Consider the following 20,790-nt stretch of genomic DNA (forward strand, 5'->3'; position numbering starts at 1 on the left):
GAACAGTTCCATTGAGCATCTTTGTTTGATTGTGATCGTATGGCCCGAAAACCCGGCCCTAATCCACGAGAACCCCGCGAGGGTCCAACAAATCCTGTCGGTCGGCTGTGCGAGATGCAGCTCGCAACCGGCCGCACTTGGTTGGCCTGGACTCATTGACGCGCCTGTTGATTTGTGGTTCATTGTGTTGGGTTATGTTTGGGAGGAGTCTGGTGAAGAAGACGGTTACGACGCTCGCCGACGGCCGGGAGCTGCTTTATTTCGACAGCCGCGACGACGAGGTCCGGGACGCCGTCGACGGGCGGCCGCTCGACGCCGTGGCGACTTCCTCCGAGATCCGCCGGGACCCCCTGCTGGGGGACAGCGTCGCCGTCGCCTCGCACCGCCAGGGACGTCCGTACCACCCGCCGGCCGACGAGTGCCCGCTCTGCCCGTCCCAGGAGGGGCGGCTCAGCGAGATCCCCGACGACCACTACGACGTCGTCGTCTTCGAGAACCGCTTCCCCTCGCTGGCCGGTGACTCCGGCCGCTGCGAGGTCGTCTGCTTCACCTCCGACCACGACGCCTCGTTCGCGGACCTCACGGAGGAGCAGGCCGGCCTCGTGCTGGAGGCCTGGACCGACCGCACGGCCGAGTTCGCCGGGCTCGACCAGGTCAAGCAGGTGTTCTGCTTCGAGAACCGGGGCGCCGAGATCGGCGTGACGCTCGGCCACCCGCACGGGCAGATCTACGGCTACCCGTTCGTCACCCCGCGCACCGAGCTGATGCTCCGCTCGATGGAGAAGCACCGCGCCGAGACCGGCGGCAACCTCTTCGACGACATCGTCGCCCGCGAGATCGCCGACGGCGACCGGATCGTGCTCTCCGGCGAGCACTGGGTGGCGTTCGTCCCGTACGCGGCCCACTGGCCGTACGAGGTCCACCTCTACCCGCTGCGCCGCATCCCCGACCTGCGGGAGCTCGACGACGCGGAGCGCACGGAGTTCGCACAGGTCTATCTGGAACTCTTGAGGCGGTTCGACCGGATATTCGGCCCCGACCACCCGCCGACGCCGTACATCTCGGCCTGGCACCAGGCACCGTTCGGTATCCCCGACCGGGAGGAGTTCGCTCTCCACCTCGAGCTCTTCACCGTGCGAAGGACCACCAGCAAGCTGAAGTTCCTCGCGGGTTCCGAATCCGGCATGAGTGTGTTCATCAACGATGTGCCGCCGGAGGCCGCGGCCGCGCGACTGCGAGAGGTAGCGAGCGAGTGAGCAAGTCCCCCAAGAAGTACCTGGTGACCGGCGGCGCGGGATACGTGGGCAGCGTGGTCGCCCAGCACCTGCTGGAGGCCGGGCACGCCGTCACCGTCCTCGACGACCTCTCCACCGGATTCCGCGAGGGCGTCCCGGCCGGTGCCGAGTTCATCGAGGGCCGGATCCAGGACGCCGCGAAGTGGCTGGACCCCTCCTACGACGGGGTGCTGCACTTCGCCGCGTACTCCCAGGTCGGGGAGTCCGTCACCGACCCGGAGAAGTACTGGGTCAACAACGTCGGCGGCTCCACCGCGCTGCTCGCCGCCATGCGCGAGGCCGGGGTGCGCACCCTGGTCTTCTCCTCCACCGCCGCCACCTACGGCGAACCCGTCTCCAGCCCCATCACCGAGGCCGACCCGACGGCCCCGACCAGCCCGTACGGCGCCACCAAGCTCGCCGTCGACCACATGATCACCGGCGAGGCGGCCGCCCACGGGCTCGCCGCCGTCTCGCTGCGCTACTTCAACGTGGCCGGGGCCTACGGCGACTGCGGCGAACGGCACAGCCCCGAGTCGCACCTGATCCCGCTGGTCCTCCAGGTCGCCCTCGGGCAGCGCGAGTCGATCTCGGTGTACGGCGACGACTACCCGACCCCCGACGGCACCTGCGTCCGCGACTACATCCACGTCGCGGACCTCGCCGAGGCGCACCTCCTCGCCCTGGACGCCGCCACCTCCGGCGAGCACCTGATCTGCAACCTCGGCAACGGCAACGGCTTCTCGGTCCGCGAGGTCATCGAGACGGTCCGCGAGGTCACCGGCCACCCGGTTCCCGAGACCGCGGCCCCGCGCCGCGGCGGCGACCCGGCCGTCCTCGTCGCCTCCGCCGCCACCGCCAGGGAGCGCCTCGGCTGGCAGCCGTCCCGCGCGGACCTGGCCGGAATCGTCTCCGACGCCTGGACGTTCGCCCGCCGAGAGGAGCCCACCGCACCATGACCGACACCGCCGAGCCGGCCGACACCGTTGAGCCGAGCGCCGTCTCCACCGAGCCGGCCACCGCTTCCACCGAGCTCACCGACTCCTTCACCGAGCTGTACGGGACCGCGCCCGAGGGGGTCTGGGCCGCCCCCGGCCGGGTCAACCTGATCGGGGAGTACACCGACTTCAACGACGGCTTCGTGATGCCGCTCGCGCTCCCGCACACCGCGCGGGCCGCCGTCGCCCGGCGCACGGACGGCGTTCTGCGGCTGCACTCCACCGATGTGCCGGGCGGCGTCGTCCAGCTCCGCGTCGACGAGCTGGCCCCGAACGAGGGCCACGGCTGGGCCGCCTACCCGGCCGGTGTCGTCTGGGCGCTGCGCGAGGCCGGCCACCCGGTCACCGGCGCCGACATCCAGCTGACCTCCACCGTTCCCACCGGCGCCGGGCTCTCCTCGTCCGCCGCCCTCGAAGTGGTCACCGCTCTCGCCCTCGACGACCTGTTCGGGCTCGGGCTCGGCCACGCCGAGCTGGCGGTACTGGCCCAGCGCGCGGAGAACGCCTTCGTCGGCGTCCCTTGCGGGGTCATGGACCAGATGGCCTCCGCCTGCTGCACCGAGGGCCACGCCCTGCACCTGGACGCCCGCGACCTCACCGTCCGGCAGGTCCCCTTCGACCTGGCCGCCCACGGCCTCCAGCTCCTCGTCGTCGACACCCGCGTCAAGCACGCACTCGGTGACGGCGCCTACGCGGAGCGCCGCGCGGCCTGCGAGGAGGGCGCCCGGCTGCTCGGTATCCGCACCCTGCGCGAGCTCCCGTACGAGGGCCTCGGTGCCGGGCTCGACACGCTGGCCGCCGCCGGCGCGGACGAGTCCGTCGTGCGCTGCGTGCGCCACGTGGTCAGCGACAACCAGCGCGTCGAGCAGGTCATCGCGCTGCTCGACGCGGGCGACGTGCGTGCGGCAGGCCCTGTGCTCACGGCGGGCCACGTCTCGCTCCGGGACGATCTGCGGGTCTCCTGCGTGGAGCTGGACCTGGTGGTCGAGGCGGCGAACGCGGCCGGAGCGCTCGGTTCCCGGATGACCGGCGGCGGCTTCGGCGGCTCCGCGATCGTGCTCCTGGAGGAGGCGCAGGCGGACACGGTCACCAAGTCGGTTATGGAGGCGTTCACTTCGGCGGGTTACGCGGCCCCCCGGGTCTTCCCCGCCGTCCCGTCGGCGGGCGCCCACCGGATCGCCTGACCGAGGACGGTTCGAGGACAGAGTCGAGGGCTACCCGCCCAGCCGCTTGGTGAGGGTGAACTCCGTGACGCCCGGCGGGTAGTCCTCGACCCGGCCCGTCACCTCGTAACCCCGCTTCCGGTAGAAGTCCGGGGCCTGGAAGTCCCAGGTCTCCAGCCGGGAGCGGGTGCAGTCCCGGTCGGTGCGGGCCACCCGTTCCGCCTCGGCGAGCAGTCGCGAGCCCAGGCCGCACCCGCGGTGCCCGGGGTCGACCCAGAGCAGGTCCACATGGAGCCAGTGCGCCCAGGTGCGCCCGGTCAGCCCGGCGGCGACCTGCCCGTGGGCGTCCAGCGCCCATACCTCCAGCGGGAGTTCGCGCGCGGCCGGGCCGCCCCGCAGCGCACGGATCTCCGGCGAACCGGCGGTGTTCTCCTCACGGAGCCGTCTGCTCAGCGACTGACGACGCTCTCTGTCCACTTCTGTCTCAAGACGGAACATGCACCACACCCTAAGAGCTGTCCCGCCGCCCAGTTCCGCGAATCCCCTCCCGCCCCGGGCGGCCGCCCGTACGCTGTTGAACAGCACCGGTGGGGGCCGGTGCTGATTCAGGGGTACGAGACAGCCGGGTGCGACACCCGGATGGGGGTGGCGAGTCGGTGCCCGGCGGCGGCCGTGGCACCGCGGTCCGATTCCCCGTTCCGGGTGTCGCACCCGTGCCGGTCCGTCGCTGACGGGGGGCGCACGCTACGGGGCGCCCCAGAACGCACAGCATGGGGGTGCCTGTGGTCCGTATCCGGGTTCTCGTGGTCGACGACCACCGTATTTTCGCCGAATCGCTCGCCGCGGCGCTCGCGGCCGAGCCCGATGTCGACGTCGCGGCGGCGGGCAGCGGCCCGGCCGCGCTGCGCTGCCTGGAGCGGGCGGCCGCGGAGGGGCGCGGCTACGACGTGATGCTGGTCGACGCCGAACTGGGCATCCTGGCCCCGGCGGGCGGCCGCAGGGCCACCGGTCCGGTGGCGGTGCCCGACCCGCCTTCCGGAGCCGGGGCGCAGTCCGACGGCATCTCGCTGGTCGCCGAGGTCCGCGCGAACCGGCCCTCTGTGCGCACGGTGGTGCTCGCGGAGAAGGACGACCCGCGCCGGGCCGCGCTCGCGCTGCAGGCCGGGGCCTGCGGCTGGGTCGCGAAGGACTGCTCGCTCCAGCGGCTGCTCGCGGTCATCCGGGGGGTGCTGCGCGACGAGACGCATCTGCCTCCCGCGCTGCTCACCGGGGTGCTGCGGGAAATGCTGGCGGACCGCAAGCACCGCAGCGAGAGCGAGCAGCTCGTCGAGTCGCTGACCCCGCGCGAGCGCGAGGTGCTGCGCTGCATGGTGGCCGGGCTCGGCCGCAAGGCGGTGGCGGAGCGGCTGTTCCTCTCGCCGCACACGGTGCGTACGCATATGCAGAACGTACTGGGCAAGCTGGGGGTGCACTCGACGCTGGCGGCGGTCGCGCTGGCCAGACGGGCGGGCGTGGGCCCGGCCGATCCGGAGGCGGGTCAGCAGCCCGGACAGGCCCTAGGGGATGTTGTCGAAAGGGGCAGTCAACTGGCGTAGCAGTCCGGCCAGTTCGCCGCGCTGTTGGCGGGAGAGCTCGCCCAGGATGGCGCGCTCCTGGGCGAGCAGCCCGGCCAGCGACTGGTCCGCCTTGTCGCGGCCCTCCGCGGTGAGCCGGACCAGCACCCCTCGGCGGTCGCTCGGGTCGGGGAGCCGTTCGACGAGGTTCTTCTTGGTCAGCCGGTCGATGCGGTTGGTCATGGTGCCCGAGGTGACCAGGGTCTGGGTGAGCAGCTGGCCGGGGGAGAGCTGGTACGGGTCACCGGCGCGCCGCAGCGACGTGAGGACGTCGAACTCCCACGGCTCCAGGTTGTGCTCGGAGAAGGCGATCCTGCGGGCCCGGTCGAGGTGGCGGGCCAGCCGGGAGACGCGACTGAGGACCTCAAGCGGTTCCACGTCGAGGTCGGGGCGCTCTCGGCGCCATGCAGCGACCAGCCGGTCTACCTCGTCCTCCATGTGGATCAGTGTAGAGGGTCTGTCGACATGAAGTCTCTTGAATTCGAGTCTCTTGCATTCAAGTGTCTTGACATCAAGATAGTTTCGGGATGATCCTGGCCCCATGACCGCACCGATCTGGGATCCGCAGCAGTACCTGCGCCACGCGGACCACCGCACCCGCCCCTTCCGCGATCTGCTGGCCCGCGTCCCCCCGCTCCCGGGCGCCCCCGCCCCCCGGATCGCCGACCTCGGCTGCGGAGCCGGCAACGTCACCGCACTGCTGGCCGAACGCTGGCCCGGCGCCCGGATCACCGGCTACGACAACTCCCCGCAGATGCTGGAACGGGCCCGCGCCCACGCCACCGCCCTGCTGGACTTCGCGGAGGCCGACGCCGCAACCTGGACCCCCGACGAGCCCCACGACCTCATCGTCTCCAACGCCCTGCTCCAGTGGGTGCCCCGCCATGCGGAGCGCTTCCCCGACTGGCTGGACGCCCTGGGTCCCGGCGGCACCCTCGCCTTCCAGGTGCCCGCCAACTTCGGCCAGCCCAGCCACGTCCTGATGCGCGAACTGGCCGCCTCCCCGCGCTGGCGCTCCCGGCTGGGCGGCCTGCTGCGCCACGCCGACGCGGTGCTCAGCCCCGCCGGCTACCTGGACCGGCTCACCGGCCCCGGCCGTACCCCGGACGTCTGGGAGACCACCTACCTGCACCTGCTGCCCGGCGAGGACGCCGTCCTCGACTGGGTGAAGGGCACCGGCCTGCGCCCCGTCCTCACCGCCCTGGCCGATGACGAGGAGGCCCGGAGCGCCTTCCTCACCGAATACCGCGACCTGCTGCGCACCGCGTACCCGGCGGGCCCGCACGGCACCGTCTTCCCGTTCCGCCGTATCTTCGCCGTCACCCACCGGGAGAAGTGAGCGAGCGACCGGCGGCCGGGGCGGAAGCGGTTCAGCGATGGATCAAGGTGTCAGCTCTTGCGGTGGCCTATCAGCCGGGGCTTCGACTCCAGGTTCTCCAGCCCGTGCCAGGCCAGATTCACCAGATGCGCCGCCACCTCGGCCTTCTTCGGCTTACGGGTGTTCACCCACCACTGCCCGGTCAGCGCCACCATGCCGACCAGCGCCTGCGCGTACAGCGGAGCCAGCTTCGGATCGAAGCCCCGGGCCTTGAACTCCAGCCCCAGGATGTCCTCCACCTGGGTGGCGATATCGCTGATGAGTGAGGCGAACGTGCCGGTCGACTGGGCGACCGGCGAATCACGCACCAGAATCCGGAAGCCGTCCGTGTAGGTCTCGATGTAGTCCAGCAGGGCGAACGCCGCCTGTTCCAGCAGCTCACGCGGGTGACCGGCGGTGAGTGCGGTGTTCACCATCTCCAGGAGCTGGCGCATCTCCCGGTCCACCACCACCGCGTACAGCCCCTCCTTGCCGCCGAAGTGCTCGTAGACCACCGGCTTGGAGACCCCGGCGCGCGCCGCGATCTCCTCCACCGAAGTGCCCTCGAACCCCTTGTCGGCGAAGAGGGTGCGACCGATGTCCAACAGTTGCTCGCGGCGTTCCTTGCCCGTCATCCGCACCCGGCGGGCCCGCCGGGTGGAGGGTGCGCGGGATTTCTCGCTGCCTGTGCTTCCGTCGGTCGACACATCGTCAATCATGCCGCGTCGGCCTCCGCCGGGTGGCGCCGGGACTCGATACGGGCGGAGTCGGGCCAGCGCACATCCGTAGCCCAGCCCAGTTTCTCGAACCAGCGGATCAGCCGGGCACTCGAATCGATCTGACCGCGCATCACGCCGTGCCGTGCGCTCGTCGGGTCCGCGTGGTGCAGGTTGTGCCAGGACTCACCGCACGAGAGGACCGCCAGCCACCACACGTTGCCGGACTTGTCACGGGACTTGAACGGGCGCTTGCCGACCGCGTGGCAGATCGAGTTGATCGACCACGTCACGTGGTGCAGCAGCGCGACCCGGACCAGGGAGCCCCAGAAGAACGCCGTCGCCGCCCCCCACCACGACATCGTGACCAGACCGCCGACCAGCGGCGGGATCGCCAGCGAGAGGATCGTGAAGGACAGGAAGTGACGCGAGATCCCGCGGATCGCGGGGTCCCTGATCAGATCGGGGGCGTACTTCTGCTGCGGCGTCCGCTCCTCGTCGAACATCCATGCGATGTGTGCCCACCACAGCCCCTTCATCAGGGCCGGCAGCGTCTCACCGAAACGCCACGGGGAATGCGGATCGCCCTCGGCGTCCGAGAAGCGGTGATGCTTGCGGTGATCGGCCACCCAGCGCACCAGGGGACCCTCCACCGCGAGCGAACCGGCCACGGCCAGGGCGATACGGAGCGGACGCTTCGCCTTGAACGAGCCATGGGTGAAATAGCGGTGGAAGCCGATCGTGATGCCGTGGCAGCCGATGAAGTACATCGCCACCAGCAGACCCAGATCGAGCCAGCTGACACCGCGGCCCCAGGCCAGCGGCACCGCCGCGACCAGAGCCAGGAACGGCACGACGATGAACAGCAGAAGCGCGAACTGCTCGATCGACCGCTTGTTGTCCCCGCCGAGCGTGGCGGAGGGAGGACTGTCGGCCGCCGGAGCGGCCTCGATCACATCGGGGCTGGTCTTCATGGGGAGTCCCCTGTGGGTGAGAACGCGACGGAATGCGTGGGCTACGCATCCGTAACCTACGGCGTCGTAAGTATGGCAGTCCGGAGCCCCGCCACAAGAGGGAGCGGCCGGCCTCGCACGGAGTGGCGTCATACGGGGTAGGGGACAGAACGCGTACCCCGACGGGCACCCGTCTTGAAGTGCGGACACCTGTCGGGGCGCGAACAGCACCCAAAGCACGGACACCTATCCTGGAGAGGTCGGACAGCGCGGTCCGCACTCTGCTTTCCCGGGGGTGGCGTGGCACCCGCTGCCAGCCGCGGGCCCCGGATCCCGTGCTCAACCACTGCAAGGAGCCGCACACTGTGAGCAGTGCCGACCAGACCCCTGCCGCCAGCCCCGAGCTGCGCGCCGACATCCGCCGCCTCGGCGACCTCCTGGGCGAGACCCTCGTACGCCAGGAGGGCCAGGATCTCCTCGACCTCGTCGAACGGGTCCGCGCCCTGACCCGCACCGACGGGGAGGCCGCGGCCGAACTCCTCGGTGACACGGACCTGGAGACCGCCGCACAGCTCGTGCGCGCCTTCTCCACCTACTTCCACCTCGCCAACGTGACCGAGCAGGTCCACCGCGCCCACGAGATGCGCGACCGGCGCGCCGCCGAGGGCGGACTCCTCGCCCGCACCGCCGACCGGCTCAAGGACGCGGACCCAGAGCACCTGCGCGAGACCGTCAAGAACCTGAACGTACGGCCCGTCTTCACCGCGCACCCCACAGAGGCCGCGCGGCGCTCCGTACTCAACAAGCTCCGCCGCATCGCCGCACTGCTGGAAACCCCCGTCATCGAGGCCGACCGGCGCCGCCAGGACATCCGGCTCGCCGAGAACATCGACCTCATCTGGCAGACCGACGAGCTGCGCGTCGTCCGCCCGGAGCCCGCCGACGAGGCCCGCAACGCCATCTACTACCTCGACGAACTCCACGCCAACGCCGTGGGCGACGTCCTGGAGGACCTGGCCGCGGAGCTGGAGCGCGTCGGCGTCGAACTGCCCGCCGGCACCCGCCCCCTCACCTTCGGCACCTGGATCGGCGGCGACCGCGACGGCAACCCCAACGTGACGCCCGCCGTCACCTGGGAGGTGCTGATCCTCCAGCACGAGCACGGCATCACCGACGCCCTCGAACTCGTCGACCAGCTGCGCGGACTCCTCTCCAACTCCATCCGCTACACCGGAGCCACCGACGAGCTCCACGCCTCCCTCCGGGCCGACCTGGAAGCCCTCCCCGAGATCAGCCCCCGCTACAAGCGGCTGAACGCGGAGGAGCCCTACCGCCTCAAGGCCACCTGCATCCGGCAGAAGCTCGTCAACACCCGCGAGCGCCTCGCCTCCGGCACCCCGCACCGCCCCGGCTGCGACTACCTCGGCACCGCCGAACTCATCGCCGACCTCGCCCTCATCCAGACCTCGCTGCGCGAGCACAAGGGCGCCATCGTCGCCGACGGCCGGATGGACCGCACCATCCGCACCCTCGCCGCGTTCGGCCTCCAGCTCGCCACCATGGACGTACGCGAACACGCCGACGCCCACCACCACGCGCTCGGACAGCTCTTCGACCGCCTCGGTGAGGAGTCCTGGCGCTACGCCGACATGCCGCGCGACTACCGGCAGAAGCTCCTCGCCAAGGAGCTCCGCTCCCGCCGCCCGCTCGCCCCGACCCCGGCCCCGCTCGACGCCGCCGGCGAGAAGACCCTCGGCGTCTTCCACACCATCAGCCAGGCCTTCGAACGCTTCGGCCCCGAGGTCATCGAGTCCTACATCATCTCGATGTGCCAGGGCGCCGACGACGTCTTCGCCGCCGCCGTCCTCGCCCGCGAGGCCGGCCTCCTCGACCTGCACGCCGGCTGGGCCAAGATCGGCATCGTCCCGCTCCTGGAGACCACCGACGAGCTCAAGGCCGCCGACGTCATCCTCGACGAGATGCTCGCCGACCCCTCCTACCGCCGCCTCGTCTCGCTCCGCGGCGACGTCCAGGAGGTCATGCTCGGCTACTCCGACTCCTCCAAGTTCGGCGGCATCACCACCTCCCAGTGGGAGATCCACCGCGCCCAGCGCCGGCTCCGTGACGTCGCCCACCGCTACGGCGTACGCCTGCGCCTCTTCCACGGCCGAGGCGGCACCGTCGGCCGAGGCGGTGGCCCCTCGCACGACGCGATCCTCGCGCAGCCCTGGGGCACCCTGGAGGGCGAGATCAAGGTGACCGAGCAGGGCGAGGTCATCTCCGACAAGTACCTCATCCCCGCGCTCGCCCGCGAGAACCTGGAACTGACCGTCGCGGCCACCCTCCAGGCCTCCGCGCTGCACACCGCGCCCCGCCAGTCCGACGAGGCACTGGCCCGCTGGGACGCGGCCATGGACACCGTCTCCGACGCCGCCCACGCCGCGTACCGCAAGCTGGTCGAGGACCCCGACCTGCCGACGTACTTCCTCGCCTCCACCCCGGTGGACCAGCTCGCCGACCTGCACCTGGGCTCGCGGCCCTCCCGCCGCCCCGGCTCCGGTGTCTCGCTCGACGGACTGCGCGCCATCCCCTGGGTCTTCGGCTGGACCCAGTCCCGGCAGATCGTCCCCGGCTGGTTCGGCGTCGGCTCAGGCCTCAAGGCCCTGCGCGAAGCCGGTCTCGACACCGTCCTCGAAGAGATGCACGAACACTGGCACTTCTTCCAGAACTTCCTCTCCAACGTCGAGATGACCCTCGCCAAGACCGACCTGCGCATCGCCCGCCACTACGTCGACACCCTCGTCCCCGACGAGCTCAAGCACGTCTTCGACACCATCGAGGCCGAGCACGCGCTGACCGTCAGCGAAGTCCTCAAGATCACCGGCAACACCGAACTGCTCGGCACCAGCCCGGTGCTCCAGCAGACCTTCGCCATCCGTGACGCCTACCTGGACCCGATCTCCTACCTCCAGGTATCCCTGCTGGCCCGCCAGCGCCAGGCCGCAGAACGCGGCGAGGAGCCCGACCCGCTGCTCGCCCGCGCCCTGCTGCTCACCGTCAACGGTGTGGCCGCCGGACTCCGTAACACCGGCTGATCGAGAGCCGTCGCGGGTGCGGTCCCGTCACAGGGCGAAGAACGTCGCCACCAGCAGGACCGCACCCGCGATCCCGGCACCCCACGCGATCCGGGGCAGCCGCATCCCCCCACCGATCACCAGCGCCGCGAGCACCAGCGCGCCGCCCAGCGGCACCCACGCGTGCAGAAGACCCGGCGTGCCCGTGCGCACCACCTCGAACGTGCCCGGCTTCACGACGACCGGGAAACGGTCCCCCTTCTTCGCCGCCACGGACTTGTCCACCGACACCCGGGACCGCCCGGAACCGTCGTCCGAGGGCACATAGGGCCCCGTACACACCTCGCTGCCGCAGCCGGTGACCGTCATCGTGCCGTGCTCACGTCCCTTGGCCAGCACGATGTGCTGCGCCGAGTCCCACGAGGCCAGCACCCCCGCCACCAGCAACAGCAGGACGACGCAGCCGAGAGCCGCGGTGCGGCCGTGGTGCAGGGCACGTTGGGAGGAGCTGCGCTTCATGGGGGCCGATCCTTGGCCAGCGCCCCACGCCCGGTCAAGCCGTGGCTGAAAACAGCCCGATTACCGGCAGGTATGTCGGATTCGCCGCAGGATTCTCCGCTGTCGCTGCTCAGGAGTTGTACGCGCTCTGCGCGCGCTCCAGACCCTCCGCCAGCAGGCACTCCACCGAATCCGCCGCCCGGTCCACCAGGAAACCCAGCTCCTTGCGCTCCGTGGACGAGAAGTCCTTCAGAACGAAATCGGCAACCTGCATCCGGCCGGGCGGACGCCCGATCCCGAACCGGATCCGGTGGTAGTCGGGCCCCATCGACTTCGTCATCGACTTCAGCCCGTTGTGACCGTTGTCGCCACCGCCCAGCTTCAGCCGCAGCGACCCGTAATCGATGTCCAGCTCGTCATGGATCGCCACCACATGGTCGAGCGGCACCTTGTAGAAGTCGCGCAACGCCGTCACCGGGCCGCCCGACAGGTTCATGTACGACATCGGCTTCGCCAGCACCACCCGGCGGCTCAACGGCCCCGGCGGACCCATCCGGCCCTCCAGCACCTGCGCCTGGGCCTTCGGCGCCCGCTTGAACTTCCCGCCGATCCGCTCCGCGAGCAGGTCGGCCACCATGAAGCCCACGTTGTGCCGGTTCGCCGCGTACTCGGGACCGGGATTGCCCAGGCCCACGATCAGCCAGGGGTCGGTGGCGTCGGACATCGCGCTGGGTCTCCTCGCGTACGGCGGGTGGCGGACAGAAAGACGGGGCAGCGGCTCCCCTCACGGGGATCCGCCGCCCCTCAGTCAAGCAGGTGGGACGGGGGAGGCTCAGAGGCTGCCGTGTGACCTCTGATCGGGCGGCCTCTCAGGCCTCGGCGCCCTCGGTCTCGGCGGCGTCCGCGGACGGCTCCTCGGCCTGGGCGGAGACGACCTGGAGCACGACAGCGTCCTCGTCGCCGGCCAGCACGGAGCCCTTGGGCAGCGGGATGTCCTTGGCGAGGATCGACGCACCGGCGTCCAGGCCCGCGATGGAGACCGTGACGGACTCGGGGATGTGAGTGGCCTCGGCCTCGACGAGCAGGGTGTTCTGGACGTACTCCAGCAGGTTGCTGCCCGGGGCCAGCTCGCCCTCGACGTGCACCGCGACCTCGACCTCGACCTTCTCGCCGCGCTTCACGGTCAGCAGGTCGACGTGCTCGATGTTGCCCTTGAGGGCGTTGCGCTGCACGGCCTTCGGGATGACCAGCGCGTCCTTGCCGTCGATCTCCAGACCGATCAGCACGTTGGCGGTACGGAGCGCGAGCTGCAGCTCGTGGGCCGGCAGCGTGATGTGGACGGCCTCGGCGCCGTGGCCGTAGATGACGGCGGGGACGAGGTTGGCGCGACGGGTGCGGCGGGCAGCGCCCTTGCCGAACTCGGAACGGACCTCGGCGTTGAGCTTGATCTCGGCCATGACTGCACTCCTCGTAAGGTGACAAAAACTGCGGAAGGTCACCCGGCCCACGACAGGCCTGCTACGAAGAGCGCGTCGATAACGGACCGCCGTACCTATGAGTACGGCCTCCCTCGCCGAGCAACTCGCTGAGTCTACCCGGCGGGGAGGCCGCACCCCAAAGTGGATCTTCTGTGACGCTTTCCCCTGTGACGCTTTCCCCGGAGGGAACCGCCTACTGCTCCTCGAAGAGGCTCGTCACCGAACCGTCCTCGAAGACCTCGCGCACCGCGCGGGCGATCGTCGGCGCGATGGAGAGCACCGTGATCTTGTCGAGCTCCAGCTCACCCGGCGTCGGCAGGGTGTCCGTGAACACGAACTCGCTCACCTTGGAGTTCTTCAGCCGGTCCGCCGCCGGGCCGGACAGCACACCGTGCGTGGCCGTCACTATGACGTCCTCCGCACCGTGCGCGAACAGCGCGTCCGCGGCGGCGCAGATCGTGCCACCCGTGTCGATCATGTCGTCGACCAGGACACAGACCCGGCCCTCGACGTTGCCCACGACCTCGTGGACGCTGACCTGGTTCGGCACGTCCTTGTCGCGGCGCTTGTGCACGATCGCCAGCGGGGCGTCCAGCCGGTCGCACCAGCGGTCCGCGACCCGGACCCGGCCCGCGTCCGGCGAGACGATCGTCAGCTTCGAGCGGTCGACCTTCGCACCGACGTAGTCGGCCAGGATCGGCAGCGCGAAGAGGTGGTCGACCGGACCGTCGAAGAAGCCCTGGATCTGGTCGGTGTGCAGGTCGACGGTGAGGATGCGGTCCGCACCCGCCGTCTTCATCAGGTCCGCGATCAGCCGGGCCGAGATCGGCTCGCGGCCGCGGTGCTTCTTGTCCTGACGGGCGTAGCCGTAGAACGGCACGATCACGGTGATGGAGCGGGCCGACGCGCGCTTCAGCGCGTCCAGCATGATCAGCTGCTCCATGATCCACTTGTTGATCGGAGCCGTGTGGCTCTGGATCAGGAAGCAGTCGGCGCCGCGGGCGGACTCCTGGAAGCGGACGTAGATCTCACCGTTGGCGAAATCGAAGGCCTTCGTCGGCACGAGGCCCACACCCAACTGGTGCGCAACCTCCTCGGCCAGCTCGGGGTGGGCGCGGCCGGAGAAGAACATCAGTTTCTTCTCGCCGGTCGTCTTGATCCCGGTCACAGCACAGTCTCCTCAGACGTGTTCCTGGCGCTGCACGCAGATGTCCCGATGTGCAACGAGCCAGCCGAAATGGGGTGAGCATCTATCACGGTACGCCGTGCGCGACGCACCTGATTCCGGTCAGCTTTCGCCGCCGGCCTCCTCCGACGCGGCCTGAGCCGCCTGCGCGGCCGCGCTGCCCGGACGCTTCCGGGCCACCCAACCCGCGATATTCCTTTGCTGGCCACGGGCCACGGCCAGCGAACCGGACGGCACGTCCTTCGTGATGACAGAGCCGGCCGCGGTGTAGACACCGTCCCCGACCGTGACAGGCGCCACAAACATATTGTCCGACCCGGTACGGCAGTGAGAGCCGATCGTCGTGTGGTGCTTGGCCACACCGTCGTAGTTCACGAACACGCTCGCGGCACCGATGTTGGTGTGGTCACCGATCGTCGCGTCACCGACGTACGACAGATGCGGAACCTTCGTGCCCTCACCGATCGTGGCGTTCTTCATCTCCACGTACGTACCGGCCTTCGCCTTGGCGCCCAGCCTCGTCCCCGGCCGCAGATACGCGTACGGGCCGACCAGCGCACCCGCGCCCACCTGCGCCCCGTCCGCCACCGTGTTGTCCACCCGGGCGCCCGCGTGCACGACGGTGTCCGTCAGCCGCGAGTTCGGGCCCACCTCGGCGTCCTCTCCGAGGTGCGTCGACCCCAGCAGTTGCGTACCCGGGTGCACGATCGCGTCCCGCTCGTACGTCACCGTCACGTCGATCAGCGTCGACGCCGGGTCCACCACGGTCACCCCAGCCGTCATCGCCCGCTCCAGCAGCCGCTGGTTCAGCAGCCGGCGGGCCTCCGCCAGCTGCACCCGGTTGTTGATCCCGAGGATCTCCCGGTGGTCCCCGGCGACCGAGGCGCCGACCCGGTGCCCCGCCTCGCGCAGGATCGACAGCACATCGGTGAGGTACTCCTCGCCCTGGCTGTTGTCCGTGCGCACCTTGCCGAGCGCGTCCGTGAGGAGCTGCCCGTCGAACGCGAACACCCCGGAGTTGATCTCCCGGATCGCGCGCTGCGCCTCGGTGGCGTCCTTGTGCTCGACGATCTCGGTGACCGCGCCGGTCGCCGCGGACCGGACGATCCGTCCGTACCCGGTGGCGTCCGGGACCTCGGCGCTGAGCACGGTGACCGCGTTGGCGTCGGCGGTGTGGGTGGCGGCGAGCGCGGCGAGCGTCTCACCGGACAGCAGCGGGGTGTCGCCGCAGACCACGATGACGGTGCCCTCGACGGTCCCGCCCAGCTCGTCGAGCCCGACGCGCACGGCGTTCCCGGTGCCCTTCTGCTCGGCCTGGTAGGCGGTGCGCACCTGGGCGTCCGCGGCGGTGAGGTGTGCGGTGACCTGCTCGCTCGCGTGGCCGACGACCACGACGAGGTGCTGGGGTGCCAGCTCGCGGGAGGCCGCGACGACATGTCCGACGAGCGAGCGTCCGGAGATCTCGTGCAGAACCTTGGGGGTCTTCGACTTCATGCGGGTGCCCTCACCCGCTGCGAGGACGACGACGGCTGCCGGGCGTTCGGAGCTCACGGATTGGCCCTTCGGCTTCGGGTGGTGGACATCCGCAGGATACCGGGGGGTGTTCGACCGGGCATGAGTGCGGGCCCCGACCGCTTGGGTCGGGGCCCGCTGTAAGGGCTCCCGGGGAAGGAATCGAACCCTCATTCAATGGACCAAAACCATTTGTCCTGCCTTTAGACGACCCGGGATAGTTTTACCCTTATGCCCGAATTTGCGGTTCGGGTGAAAGCGCAGCACCTACTATGCCGTACCACCAGCCCTCGATGCGACGGTAAAGGTCAGCGCTTCGCAGTACATGGATCGCAAGGCAACCTCGGTAGTTTTCACCGACGTTCTTCCGGACGGTGAGGGGCTGGTGCTTCTTCAGGGTCGTCTTGCCGAACCGTGAGCTGTCGGCACCTGTGTGTTCCACCCGGAACCGCTCGGCTTCGGCCACGTCTGCGGTCTCGTGGATGTTCACATGGAACTTGAGCTGCTCGGACGTGAAGCCGAGTAGGCGCAGCCAGGCGAGGAAGACGCCGATCACGTCGGGGTCGCTGTTGATGAAGGAGACGCGTTCCGATCGGCGGTAGCTCTTGGATTTGGTCCCCTCCGCCCAGTAGAGCGCCACGCCCACCAGGAACAGTTCACGGTCACTCAGTGAAGCGGTTTCCCGACGGGCCGATTCCCTTGTCTGCAGGCGCTCGGTCTCACGCCGGTGGAGTGTTGCCTCCCAGCCGCGCCGCGCGATGGCGGAGGCGTCCTCCCTGCTGCGTCGAGGCGGTTTCGGCAGATCCCGCACCCATGACGAGATGGAACCCTTCGAGCACCCCAACTCCACCTGGATCTGGTCGTATGTCTTTCCCTCCAGCCGCAGCTCTCGCGCCCTGGCCCGCAGGTCGTCCTTGGCGTTGGGTCGCTCGGTCCACTCGGGGGCGGGCTCGCCCTCCAGTAGGCGGTTGAGGAGGACGTTGTTGTGGAGCTGGAGCCGGTCGCGGATCTGGCGGCGGCTGAGGCCCTCCTGTCGCAGCACGACCGCTTGCCTCCGGAGCCCCTCGAAATCCGCGTACTTGCTGGTGATTTCCGTCATGGGACAAGGGTTGTCCGGAATCCGGACGTCCGGGTCGAATGGGTGGTCGATTCGCCATTTCGGGCGATCGTCGATCGTTTCGTCTCCGTTCGAACGTGCGACGTGCTGTCCGGGTCACCCGAAAACGAGGTGCGCCCGCCCGTACGCTGGATGCCATGACCGCAACGGGGGCAGACCGGGAAGCGGCGGGACCGACCACCCGCGGCTACTGGTGGTGGGAACGGCGACGGAGTGTCGCTCTGGATGTGGGACTGGCGCTGTTCTCGGCGCTGGAGTGTGCGCTGGAAGGGGTGGAATTCGCGGGGGACACCGGGCTGCCGGTGCCTCTGGGGGTGGTTTTCGGGTTCTTGGCGGGGGCCGTGCTGCTGGTCCGCCGGCGGTGGCCGATCGCCGTGGTGCTGGTGTCCGTCGCCACGACGCCGGCCGAGATGGGCTTCCTGATGGGCCTGGTCGGCCTGTACACGCTGGCCGCGTCCGACGTGCCACGGCGGATCACCGTGGTGCTGATGAGCATGTCGCTGGTCGGCACGTTCATCGTCACGTACGTACGGCTGCGGCAGGGGGTGTCGGCCAGCGCCGACTTCGGGCCGGGCGACTGGTACGTCCCGATGCTGTCCCTCTTCATGGCGGTGGGGCTCACCGCGCCGCCCGTGCTGTTCGGCCTCTACATAGGGGCCAGGCGCCGGCTGATGGAGAGCCTGCGGGAGCGGGCCGACTCGCTGGAGCGGGAGCTGTCGCTGCTCGCGGACCGGGCCGAGGAGCGGGCCGAGTGGGCGCGTACCGAGGAGCGGACCCGGATCGCCCGCGAGATGCACGACGTGGTCGCCCACCGGGTGAGCCTGATGGTCGTGCACGCCGCGGCGCTCCAGGCCGTCGCACCCAAGGACCCGGCGAAGGCGGTGCGCAACGCGGCGCTCGTCGGTGACATGGGGCGCCAGGCGCTGACCGAACTGCGCGAGATGCTCGGGGTGCTGCGCACCGGGGAGCCGATGGTGGCGCGGGTGACGAAGGTGCCGCTCGCCTCCGTCGGCCGGACGGCCCCGGTCGCGGCGGAGGACGGGCCCCGGCTGGACGAGGTGGAGACGCTCGTCGGGGAGTCACGGGCGGCGGGGATGACGGTGGAGCTCTCGGTGGAGGGCGAGACGCGGCCGTACCCGCCCGAGGTCGAGCAGACGGCGTACCGGGTCGTGCAGGAGGCCCTGACGAACGTGCACAAGCATGCGGCCGGCGCCAAGACCTGGGTGCGGCTGGCGCACCGGGGCGCGGAGGTCGCCATGCAGGTGGAGAACGGCCCGTCCGACTCGGCCACGGCGGACGCGGGGCTGCCCAGCGGCGGCAACGGGCTCGTGGGCATGCGGGAGCGGGTGCTCGGTCTGGGCGGGGTCTTCGTCTCCGGGCCGACGGACGCGGGCGGCTTCCGGGTCTCCGCGGTGCTGCCGGACGCCTCCGGCCCGGCGGGCTGACACCCGCGCCGGACGGGCTGGACGGGGGCGGCCCCGCTTCGGTCAGGCCGAGGTCAGGCGTTCCGGCTGGGCGCCGGTGACCAGGGTGGACAGGGCCCGGTCGATGTCGGGGCCGAGGTACCAGTCGCCGGTGTGGTCGACGCTGTAGATCCGCCCCTCCGTGTCGATCGCGAGCACCGCCTGCCCGTCCCCCTCCTCGCCCAGCGGGGCGACCTCGGTCTCCAGGGCGCGGCCCAGGTCCGCCAGGGTCCGGGCCAGGTGCAGTCCGCGCAGCGGGTCGATCCGCACGGTCGCGGGCGCGATCTGGCGGCCGGGTGCGGTGGGGGTGAGGTGGAGGCCGCCGAATTCGGCCCAGGCCTCCACGGCCGAGGGGAAGACGGCGTGCTGGTGGCCGGCCGGTGAGGCGTGCGAGCGCAGCGCGTCGGCCCACTCCTCGGCCTGCCGGATGTCCCAGCGGCCGGGCTGCCAGCCGGCGGCGCGCAGGACGGCGTCGACGGCGACGGGGAAGCGGGTGGAGGCCTGGCGGTCGTGGTTCGCCGGGTTCGCTTGTTCGGGGAGGTCGTGTCGGTCGGCCATGGGGGCGCGGTCAGCCCTTCTCTGCGGTGGTCGCCGCTCCGGTGGTGGTGAGGTCGACGGGTCGTACGCCGAAGTGGGCGAGCATCACCGAGCAGGAGCGGCAGGGCGGTGCGTAGCTGCCGTGCAGGGGGTCGCCGTCCTCGCGGATCCGGCGTGCGGTGAGCCGGGCGTGCTTGAGCGCGCGGCGGGCCTCGCCGTTGGTGAGGGGTTTGCGCTGGGCGCGCTTGGAGCGGCCGGCCTCGGCGGCGGTGAGGTGTCGGGAGAGCAGTATCGCTTCGGGGCAGCGGCCGGTGAAGCGTTCCCGCTGGCCGCTGGTGAGGGTGTCCAGGAAGTCCTGGACGAGGTGGTGCAGTACGGGTGCCTGGTCGCCCTTGCCCGCGGTGCAGGTGAGTGTGTCGCCGCGGACGGACAGCGCTGCGGCCACCGCCGGCAGGATGCCGTCGCGGCGGTGGGTGAGGCGGGGTGCGTGGCTGGTCGCTGTGCTGCTCCAGCTGAGTCGTGGGTCCCCGGATGTGACGGTGTGTGCAGAGTGTGCGGTGTGCATGGTGCGTTGTCCCTCCCGTGCCCGCAGCGGCCGCTGCCGAATGTGCACGCCCCCGTGTATGCGGGTGACAGCCTGCCAAATGTGTCGGGTCGTGTGAAAGCTGGGTCGGGAAAACGTGTGTGCGTGTCGCCCGATGGTGGCCCGGCCGTCGCTCATCCGGCACAGCGTTGTGACGGTTCGTGACGAAAATGTTCGGGGGTCGGTGGGGCGGGACCCGTCCTTGCGGCACCGCATAGGCTGTGCCTGGACCGCCCCCATGGGCAGGTCGGTCCTCATCAGCCAGACGCAGCAGGGGGCAACCGCCATGACGACAGGTCGGCTCGGGCAGCAAGCCGCGCCACCGAACGGGGCCTACGCCGGGCAGCTCGTGCACTTCCCGGATCCTGTCCGGGCGTCCCGCCACCCCAGAGGTGTGCGCATGGACGGGAACGGGTGTCCGGAGTTCGCGCCGTACGCGCGCGCCGCCGCCGAGATCGCGGAGCCCCCGCAGGGCTTCGGCGTCGACGAACTGCGGCTCACGGACTACGTGTCGGCGAACGCGGCACTGGCGGCCAGTGGGCATGAGCTGTGGGACACGATTCCGGCGGTGGCCACCCCGCACGGCTGGACCTGGCACCACGTGCCGGACGGCCGGCGGATGGAGCTGGTCCCGGTCGAGGTGAAGGCGCTGCTGCGGCACCACGGCGGTCTGGCGACGACCGCGGTGGACCAGAACAAGCGGGGTACGCGTCCGCTCCAGGAGACCCGGCCCGCCCACTTCCGGCTCCCGAAGGGGGCCGTGGCGGTGAGCGAGCAGCAGATCCAGGGTGTCGAGGAGGACCTCGGTTACCGGTTGCCGGGTGCGTACCGCACGTTCCTGAAGGCGGCCGGCGGTTCGGCCCCGGTGGGTGCGGCGCTCGACGCGGAGCTGGGGCTGCTGGTCGACCAGCCGTTCTTCACGGTGCGCGACGAGGCGGCCGTGAACGACCTGGTCTATGTGAACAAGTGTTTGCGGGACCATCTGACCAAGGACTACCTGGGGGTCGGCTTCGTCCAGGGCGGCATCCTCGCGGTGAAGGTCCGGGGCCAGGGCATCGGTTCGGTCTGGTTCTGCGCCTACGACGACGCGCGGGATCAGGACGGCTGGAGTGTCCAGGAGCGGGTGGACCGGCTGCTGTTGCCGTGCGGTGTGGACTTCGACGCCTTTCTCCAGCGCCTCGCGGGCAACCCGCCGGAGCTGGAGACGGTGGCGAACCTGATGGTGGACGGCGGCTTCGCGCGCGCCGTCCCGGTGGAGGGGTGAGCGC

20 protein-coding genes and 1 tRNA gene are annotated in these 20,790 nt (G+C 70.5%); 8 read left to right on the forward strand and 13 right to left on the reverse strand.

Annotation, left to right across the window (positions count from 1 at the left end; all coding sequences use genetic code 11):
- Positions 1–212: 212 nt before the first annotated feature.
- Genes galT through galK form a run of 3 tightly spaced genes read left to right on the forward strand, consistent with a single transcriptional unit; the run spans position 213 to position 3,456 of the window.
- On the forward strand, positions 213–1,256 hold the full coding sequence (galT, locus tag RLT59_RS23350) for a galactose-1-phosphate uridylyltransferase (RefSeq protein WP_311305199.1): 1,044 nt from the start codon (positions 213–215) through the stop codon (positions 1,254–1,256).
- On the forward strand, positions 1,253–2,233 hold the full coding sequence (gene galE, locus RLT59_RS23355; RefSeq protein ID WP_311305200.1) for a UDP-glucose 4-epimerase GalE: 981 nt from the start codon (positions 1,253–1,255) through the stop codon (positions 2,231–2,233). Before galT ends, galE begins: the two co-directional genes overlap by 4 nt.
- Positions 2,230–3,456, forward strand: coding sequence for a galactokinase (galK, locus tag RLT59_RS23360; protein WP_311305201.1), 1,227 nt, complete (start codon positions 2,230–2,232; stop codon positions 3,454–3,456). Before galE ends, galK begins: the two co-directional genes overlap by 4 nt.
- 30 nt (positions 3,457–3,486) lie before the next feature.
- Here galK and RLT59_RS23365 read toward each other — a convergent pair whose 3' ends face one another.
- Entirely contained in the window at positions 3,487–3,933 is a 447-nt protein-coding gene (locus RLT59_RS23365; protein WP_311305202.1) for a GNAT family N-acetyltransferase, read from the reverse strand.
- A gap of 272 nt (positions 3,934–4,205) precedes the next feature.
- Here RLT59_RS23365 and RLT59_RS23370 point away from each other — a divergent pair, with 272 nt between their 5' ends.
- Positions 4,206–5,030: a LuxR C-terminal-related transcriptional regulator gene (locus RLT59_RS23370; protein ID WP_311305203.1), complete on the forward strand. Its 825-nt coding sequence runs from the start codon at positions 4,206–4,208 to the stop codon at positions 5,028–5,030.
- Here RLT59_RS23370 and RLT59_RS23375 read toward each other — a convergent pair.
- Complete coding sequence (locus RLT59_RS23375; RefSeq protein WP_311305204.1) at positions 4,992–5,486, reverse strand: MarR family winged helix-turn-helix transcriptional regulator; 495 nt, start codon at positions 5,484–5,486, stop codon at positions 4,992–4,994. The genes RLT59_RS23370 and RLT59_RS23375 overlap by 39 nt on opposite strands.
- 103 nt (positions 5,487–5,589) lie before the next feature.
- On the opposite strand from RLT59_RS23375, the gene RLT59_RS23380 reads away from it, so the two are divergent.
- A complete protein-coding gene (locus RLT59_RS23380) occupies positions 5,590–6,387 on the forward strand; it encodes a trans-aconitate 2-methyltransferase (RefSeq protein WP_311305205.1) in 798 nt (265 codons plus the stop codon).
- A 50-nt stretch (positions 6,388–6,437) separates the two neighbouring features.
- On the opposite strand, the gene RLT59_RS23385 is transcribed toward RLT59_RS23380, so the two are convergent.
- Both RLT59_RS23385 and RLT59_RS23390 read right to left on the reverse strand, forming a co-directional pair.
- On the reverse strand, positions 6,438–7,124 hold the full coding sequence (locus RLT59_RS23385; protein WP_311305206.1) for a TetR family transcriptional regulator: 687 nt from the start codon (positions 7,122–7,124) through the stop codon (positions 6,438–6,440).
- Positions 7,121–8,095: an acyl-CoA desaturase gene (locus RLT59_RS23390; protein WP_311305207.1), complete on the reverse strand. Its 975-nt coding sequence runs from the start codon at positions 8,093–8,095 to the stop codon at positions 7,121–7,123. Before RLT59_RS23390 ends, RLT59_RS23385 begins: the two co-directional genes overlap by 4 nt.
- Before the next feature lie 344 nt (positions 8,096–8,439).
- On the opposite strand from RLT59_RS23390, the gene ppc reads away from it, so the two are divergent.
- Positions 8,440–11,169: a phosphoenolpyruvate carboxylase gene (ppc, locus tag RLT59_RS23395; protein WP_311305208.1), complete on the forward strand. Its 2,730-nt coding sequence runs from the start codon at positions 8,440–8,442 to the stop codon at positions 11,167–11,169.
- A gap of 27 nt (positions 11,170–11,196) precedes the next feature.
- Here the strand turns inward: ppc and RLT59_RS23400 are convergent, their stop codons facing one another.
- The 7 genes from RLT59_RS23400 to RLT59_RS23430 form a co-directional block, all read right to left on the reverse strand.
- Complete coding sequence (locus tag RLT59_RS23400; protein ID WP_311305209.1) at positions 11,197–11,667, reverse strand: hypothetical protein; 471 nt, start codon at positions 11,665–11,667, stop codon at positions 11,197–11,199.
- Between the two features lie 109 nt (positions 11,668–11,776).
- The gene (gene pth, locus RLT59_RS23405) at positions 11,777–12,370 is read right to left on the reverse strand and encodes an aminoacyl-tRNA hydrolase (protein ID WP_311305210.1); all 594 of its coding nucleotides are present in this window, start codon (positions 12,368–12,370) and stop codon (positions 11,777–11,779) included.
- Positions 12,371–12,515: 145 nt separating this feature from the next.
- Positions 12,516–13,103, reverse strand: a complete 588-nt coding sequence (locus RLT59_RS23410) for a 50S ribosomal protein L25/general stress protein Ctc (RefSeq protein ID WP_311305211.1) — start codon at positions 13,101–13,103, stop codon at positions 12,516–12,518.
- Positions 13,104–13,317: 214 nt separating this feature from the next.
- Entirely contained in the window at positions 13,318–14,292 is a 975-nt protein-coding gene (locus RLT59_RS23415) for a ribose-phosphate diphosphokinase (RefSeq protein WP_024490433.1), read from the reverse strand.
- A 120-nt stretch (positions 14,293–14,412) separates the two neighbouring features.
- Positions 14,413–15,861 carry a bifunctional UDP-N-acetylglucosamine diphosphorylase/glucosamine-1-phosphate N-acetyltransferase GlmU gene (glmU, locus tag RLT59_RS23420; protein WP_311305212.1) on the reverse strand — a complete coding sequence of 483 codons (1,449 nt, stop codon included), beginning with the start codon at positions 15,859–15,861 and terminating at the stop codon, positions 14,413–14,415.
- A gap of 108 nt (positions 15,862–15,969) precedes the next feature.
- A tRNA-Gln gene (locus tag RLT59_RS23425) sits at positions 15,970–16,040 on the reverse strand.
- Between the two features lie 11 nt (positions 16,041–16,051).
- Complete coding sequence (locus RLT59_RS23430) at positions 16,052–16,921, reverse strand: hypothetical protein (RefSeq protein WP_311305213.1); 870 nt, start codon at positions 16,919–16,921, stop codon at positions 16,052–16,054.
- A gap of 155 nt (positions 16,922–17,076) precedes the next feature.
- Here RLT59_RS23430 and RLT59_RS23435 point away from each other — a divergent pair, with 155 nt between their 5' ends.
- The gene (locus RLT59_RS23435; protein ID WP_311305214.1) at positions 17,077–18,384 is read left to right on the forward strand and encodes a sensor histidine kinase; all 1,308 of its coding nucleotides are present in this window, start codon (positions 17,077–17,079) and stop codon (positions 18,382–18,384) included.
- A 42-nt stretch (positions 18,385–18,426) separates the two neighbouring features.
- Here the strand turns inward: RLT59_RS23435 and RLT59_RS23440 are convergent, their stop codons facing one another.
- The gene (locus RLT59_RS23440) at positions 18,427–18,960 is read right to left on the reverse strand and encodes an SUKH-3 domain-containing protein (RefSeq protein ID WP_311305215.1); all 534 of its coding nucleotides are present in this window, start codon (positions 18,958–18,960) and stop codon (positions 18,427–18,429) included.
- A gap of 10 nt (positions 18,961–18,970) precedes the next feature.
- The gene (locus RLT59_RS23445) at positions 18,971–19,504 is read right to left on the reverse strand and encodes a YwqJ-related putative deaminase (RefSeq protein ID WP_311305216.1); all 534 of its coding nucleotides are present in this window, start codon (positions 19,502–19,504) and stop codon (positions 18,971–18,973) included.
- Between the two features lie 304 nt (positions 19,505–19,808).
- Between RLT59_RS23445 and RLT59_RS23450 the strand changes: the two genes are divergently transcribed.
- The gene (locus RLT59_RS23450; protein ID WP_311305217.1) at positions 19,809–20,786 is read left to right on the forward strand and encodes an SMI1/KNR4 family protein; all 978 of its coding nucleotides are present in this window, start codon (positions 19,809–19,811) and stop codon (positions 20,784–20,786) included.
- Positions 20,787–20,790: the final 4 nt, after the last annotated feature.

It is taken from the genome of Streptomyces sp. ITFR-6, from assembly GCF_031844725.1.
Classification (GTDB): Bacteria; Actinomycetota; Actinomycetes; order Streptomycetales; family Streptomycetaceae; genus Streptomyces.

What these genes read in the sequence shown, in the direction of transcription:
- RLT59_RS23380 (WP_311305205.1), top strand. Translation starts at nt 5,590, where the DNA reads ATGACCGCACCGATCTGGGATCCGCAGCAGTACCTGCGCCACGCGGAC.
- galK (WP_311305201.1), top strand. Translation starts at nt 2,230, where the DNA reads ATGACCGACACCGCCGAGCCGGCCGACACCGTTGAGCCGAGCGCCGTC.
- RLT59_RS23365 (WP_311305202.1), bottom strand. Translation starts at nt 3,933, where the DNA reads ATGTTCCGTCTTGAGACAGAAGTGGACAGAGAGCGTCGTCAGTCGCTG.
- RLT59_RS23430 (WP_311305213.1), bottom strand. Translation starts at nt 16,921, where the DNA reads ATGACGGAAATCACCAGCAAGTACGCGGATTTCGAGGGGCTCCGGAGG.
- RLT59_RS23375 (WP_311305204.1), bottom strand. Translation starts at nt 5,486, where the DNA reads ATGGAGGACGAGGTAGACCGGCTGGTCGCTGCATGGCGCCGAGAGCGC.
- RLT59_RS23400 (WP_311305209.1), bottom strand. Translation starts at nt 11,667, where the DNA reads ATGAAGCGCAGCTCCTCCCAACGTGCCCTGCACCACGGCCGCACCGCG.
- RLT59_RS23385 (WP_311305206.1), bottom strand. Translation starts at nt 7,124, where the DNA reads ATGATTGACGATGTGTCGACCGACGGAAGCACAGGCAGCGAGAAATCC.
- RLT59_RS23390 (WP_311305207.1), bottom strand. Translation starts at nt 8,095, where the DNA reads ATGAAGACCAGCCCCGATGTGATCGAGGCCGCTCCGGCGGCCGACAGT.
- RLT59_RS23370 (WP_311305203.1), top strand. Translation starts at nt 4,206, where the DNA reads ATGGGGGTGCCTGTGGTCCGTATCCGGGTTCTCGTGGTCGACGACCAC.
- RLT59_RS23435 (WP_311305214.1), top strand. Translation starts at nt 17,077, where the DNA reads ATGACCGCAACGGGGGCAGACCGGGAAGCGGCGGGACCGACCACCCGC.
- RLT59_RS23410 (WP_311305211.1), bottom strand. Translation starts at nt 13,103, where the DNA reads ATGGCCGAGATCAAGCTCAACGCCGAGGTCCGTTCCGAGTTCGGCAAG.
- pth (WP_311305210.1), bottom strand. Translation starts at nt 12,370, where the DNA reads ATGTCCGACGCCACCGACCCCTGGCTGATCGTGGGCCTGGGCAATCCC.
- RLT59_RS23440 (WP_311305215.1), bottom strand. Translation starts at nt 18,960, where the DNA reads ATGGCCGACCGACACGACCTCCCCGAACAAGCGAACCCGGCGAACCAC.
- RLT59_RS23445 (WP_311305216.1), bottom strand. Translation starts at nt 19,504, where the DNA reads ATGCACACCGCACACTCTGCACACACCGTCACATCCGGGGACCCACGA.
- RLT59_RS23450 (WP_311305217.1), top strand. Translation starts at nt 19,809, where the DNA reads ATGACGACAGGTCGGCTCGGGCAGCAAGCCGCGCCACCGAACGGGGCC.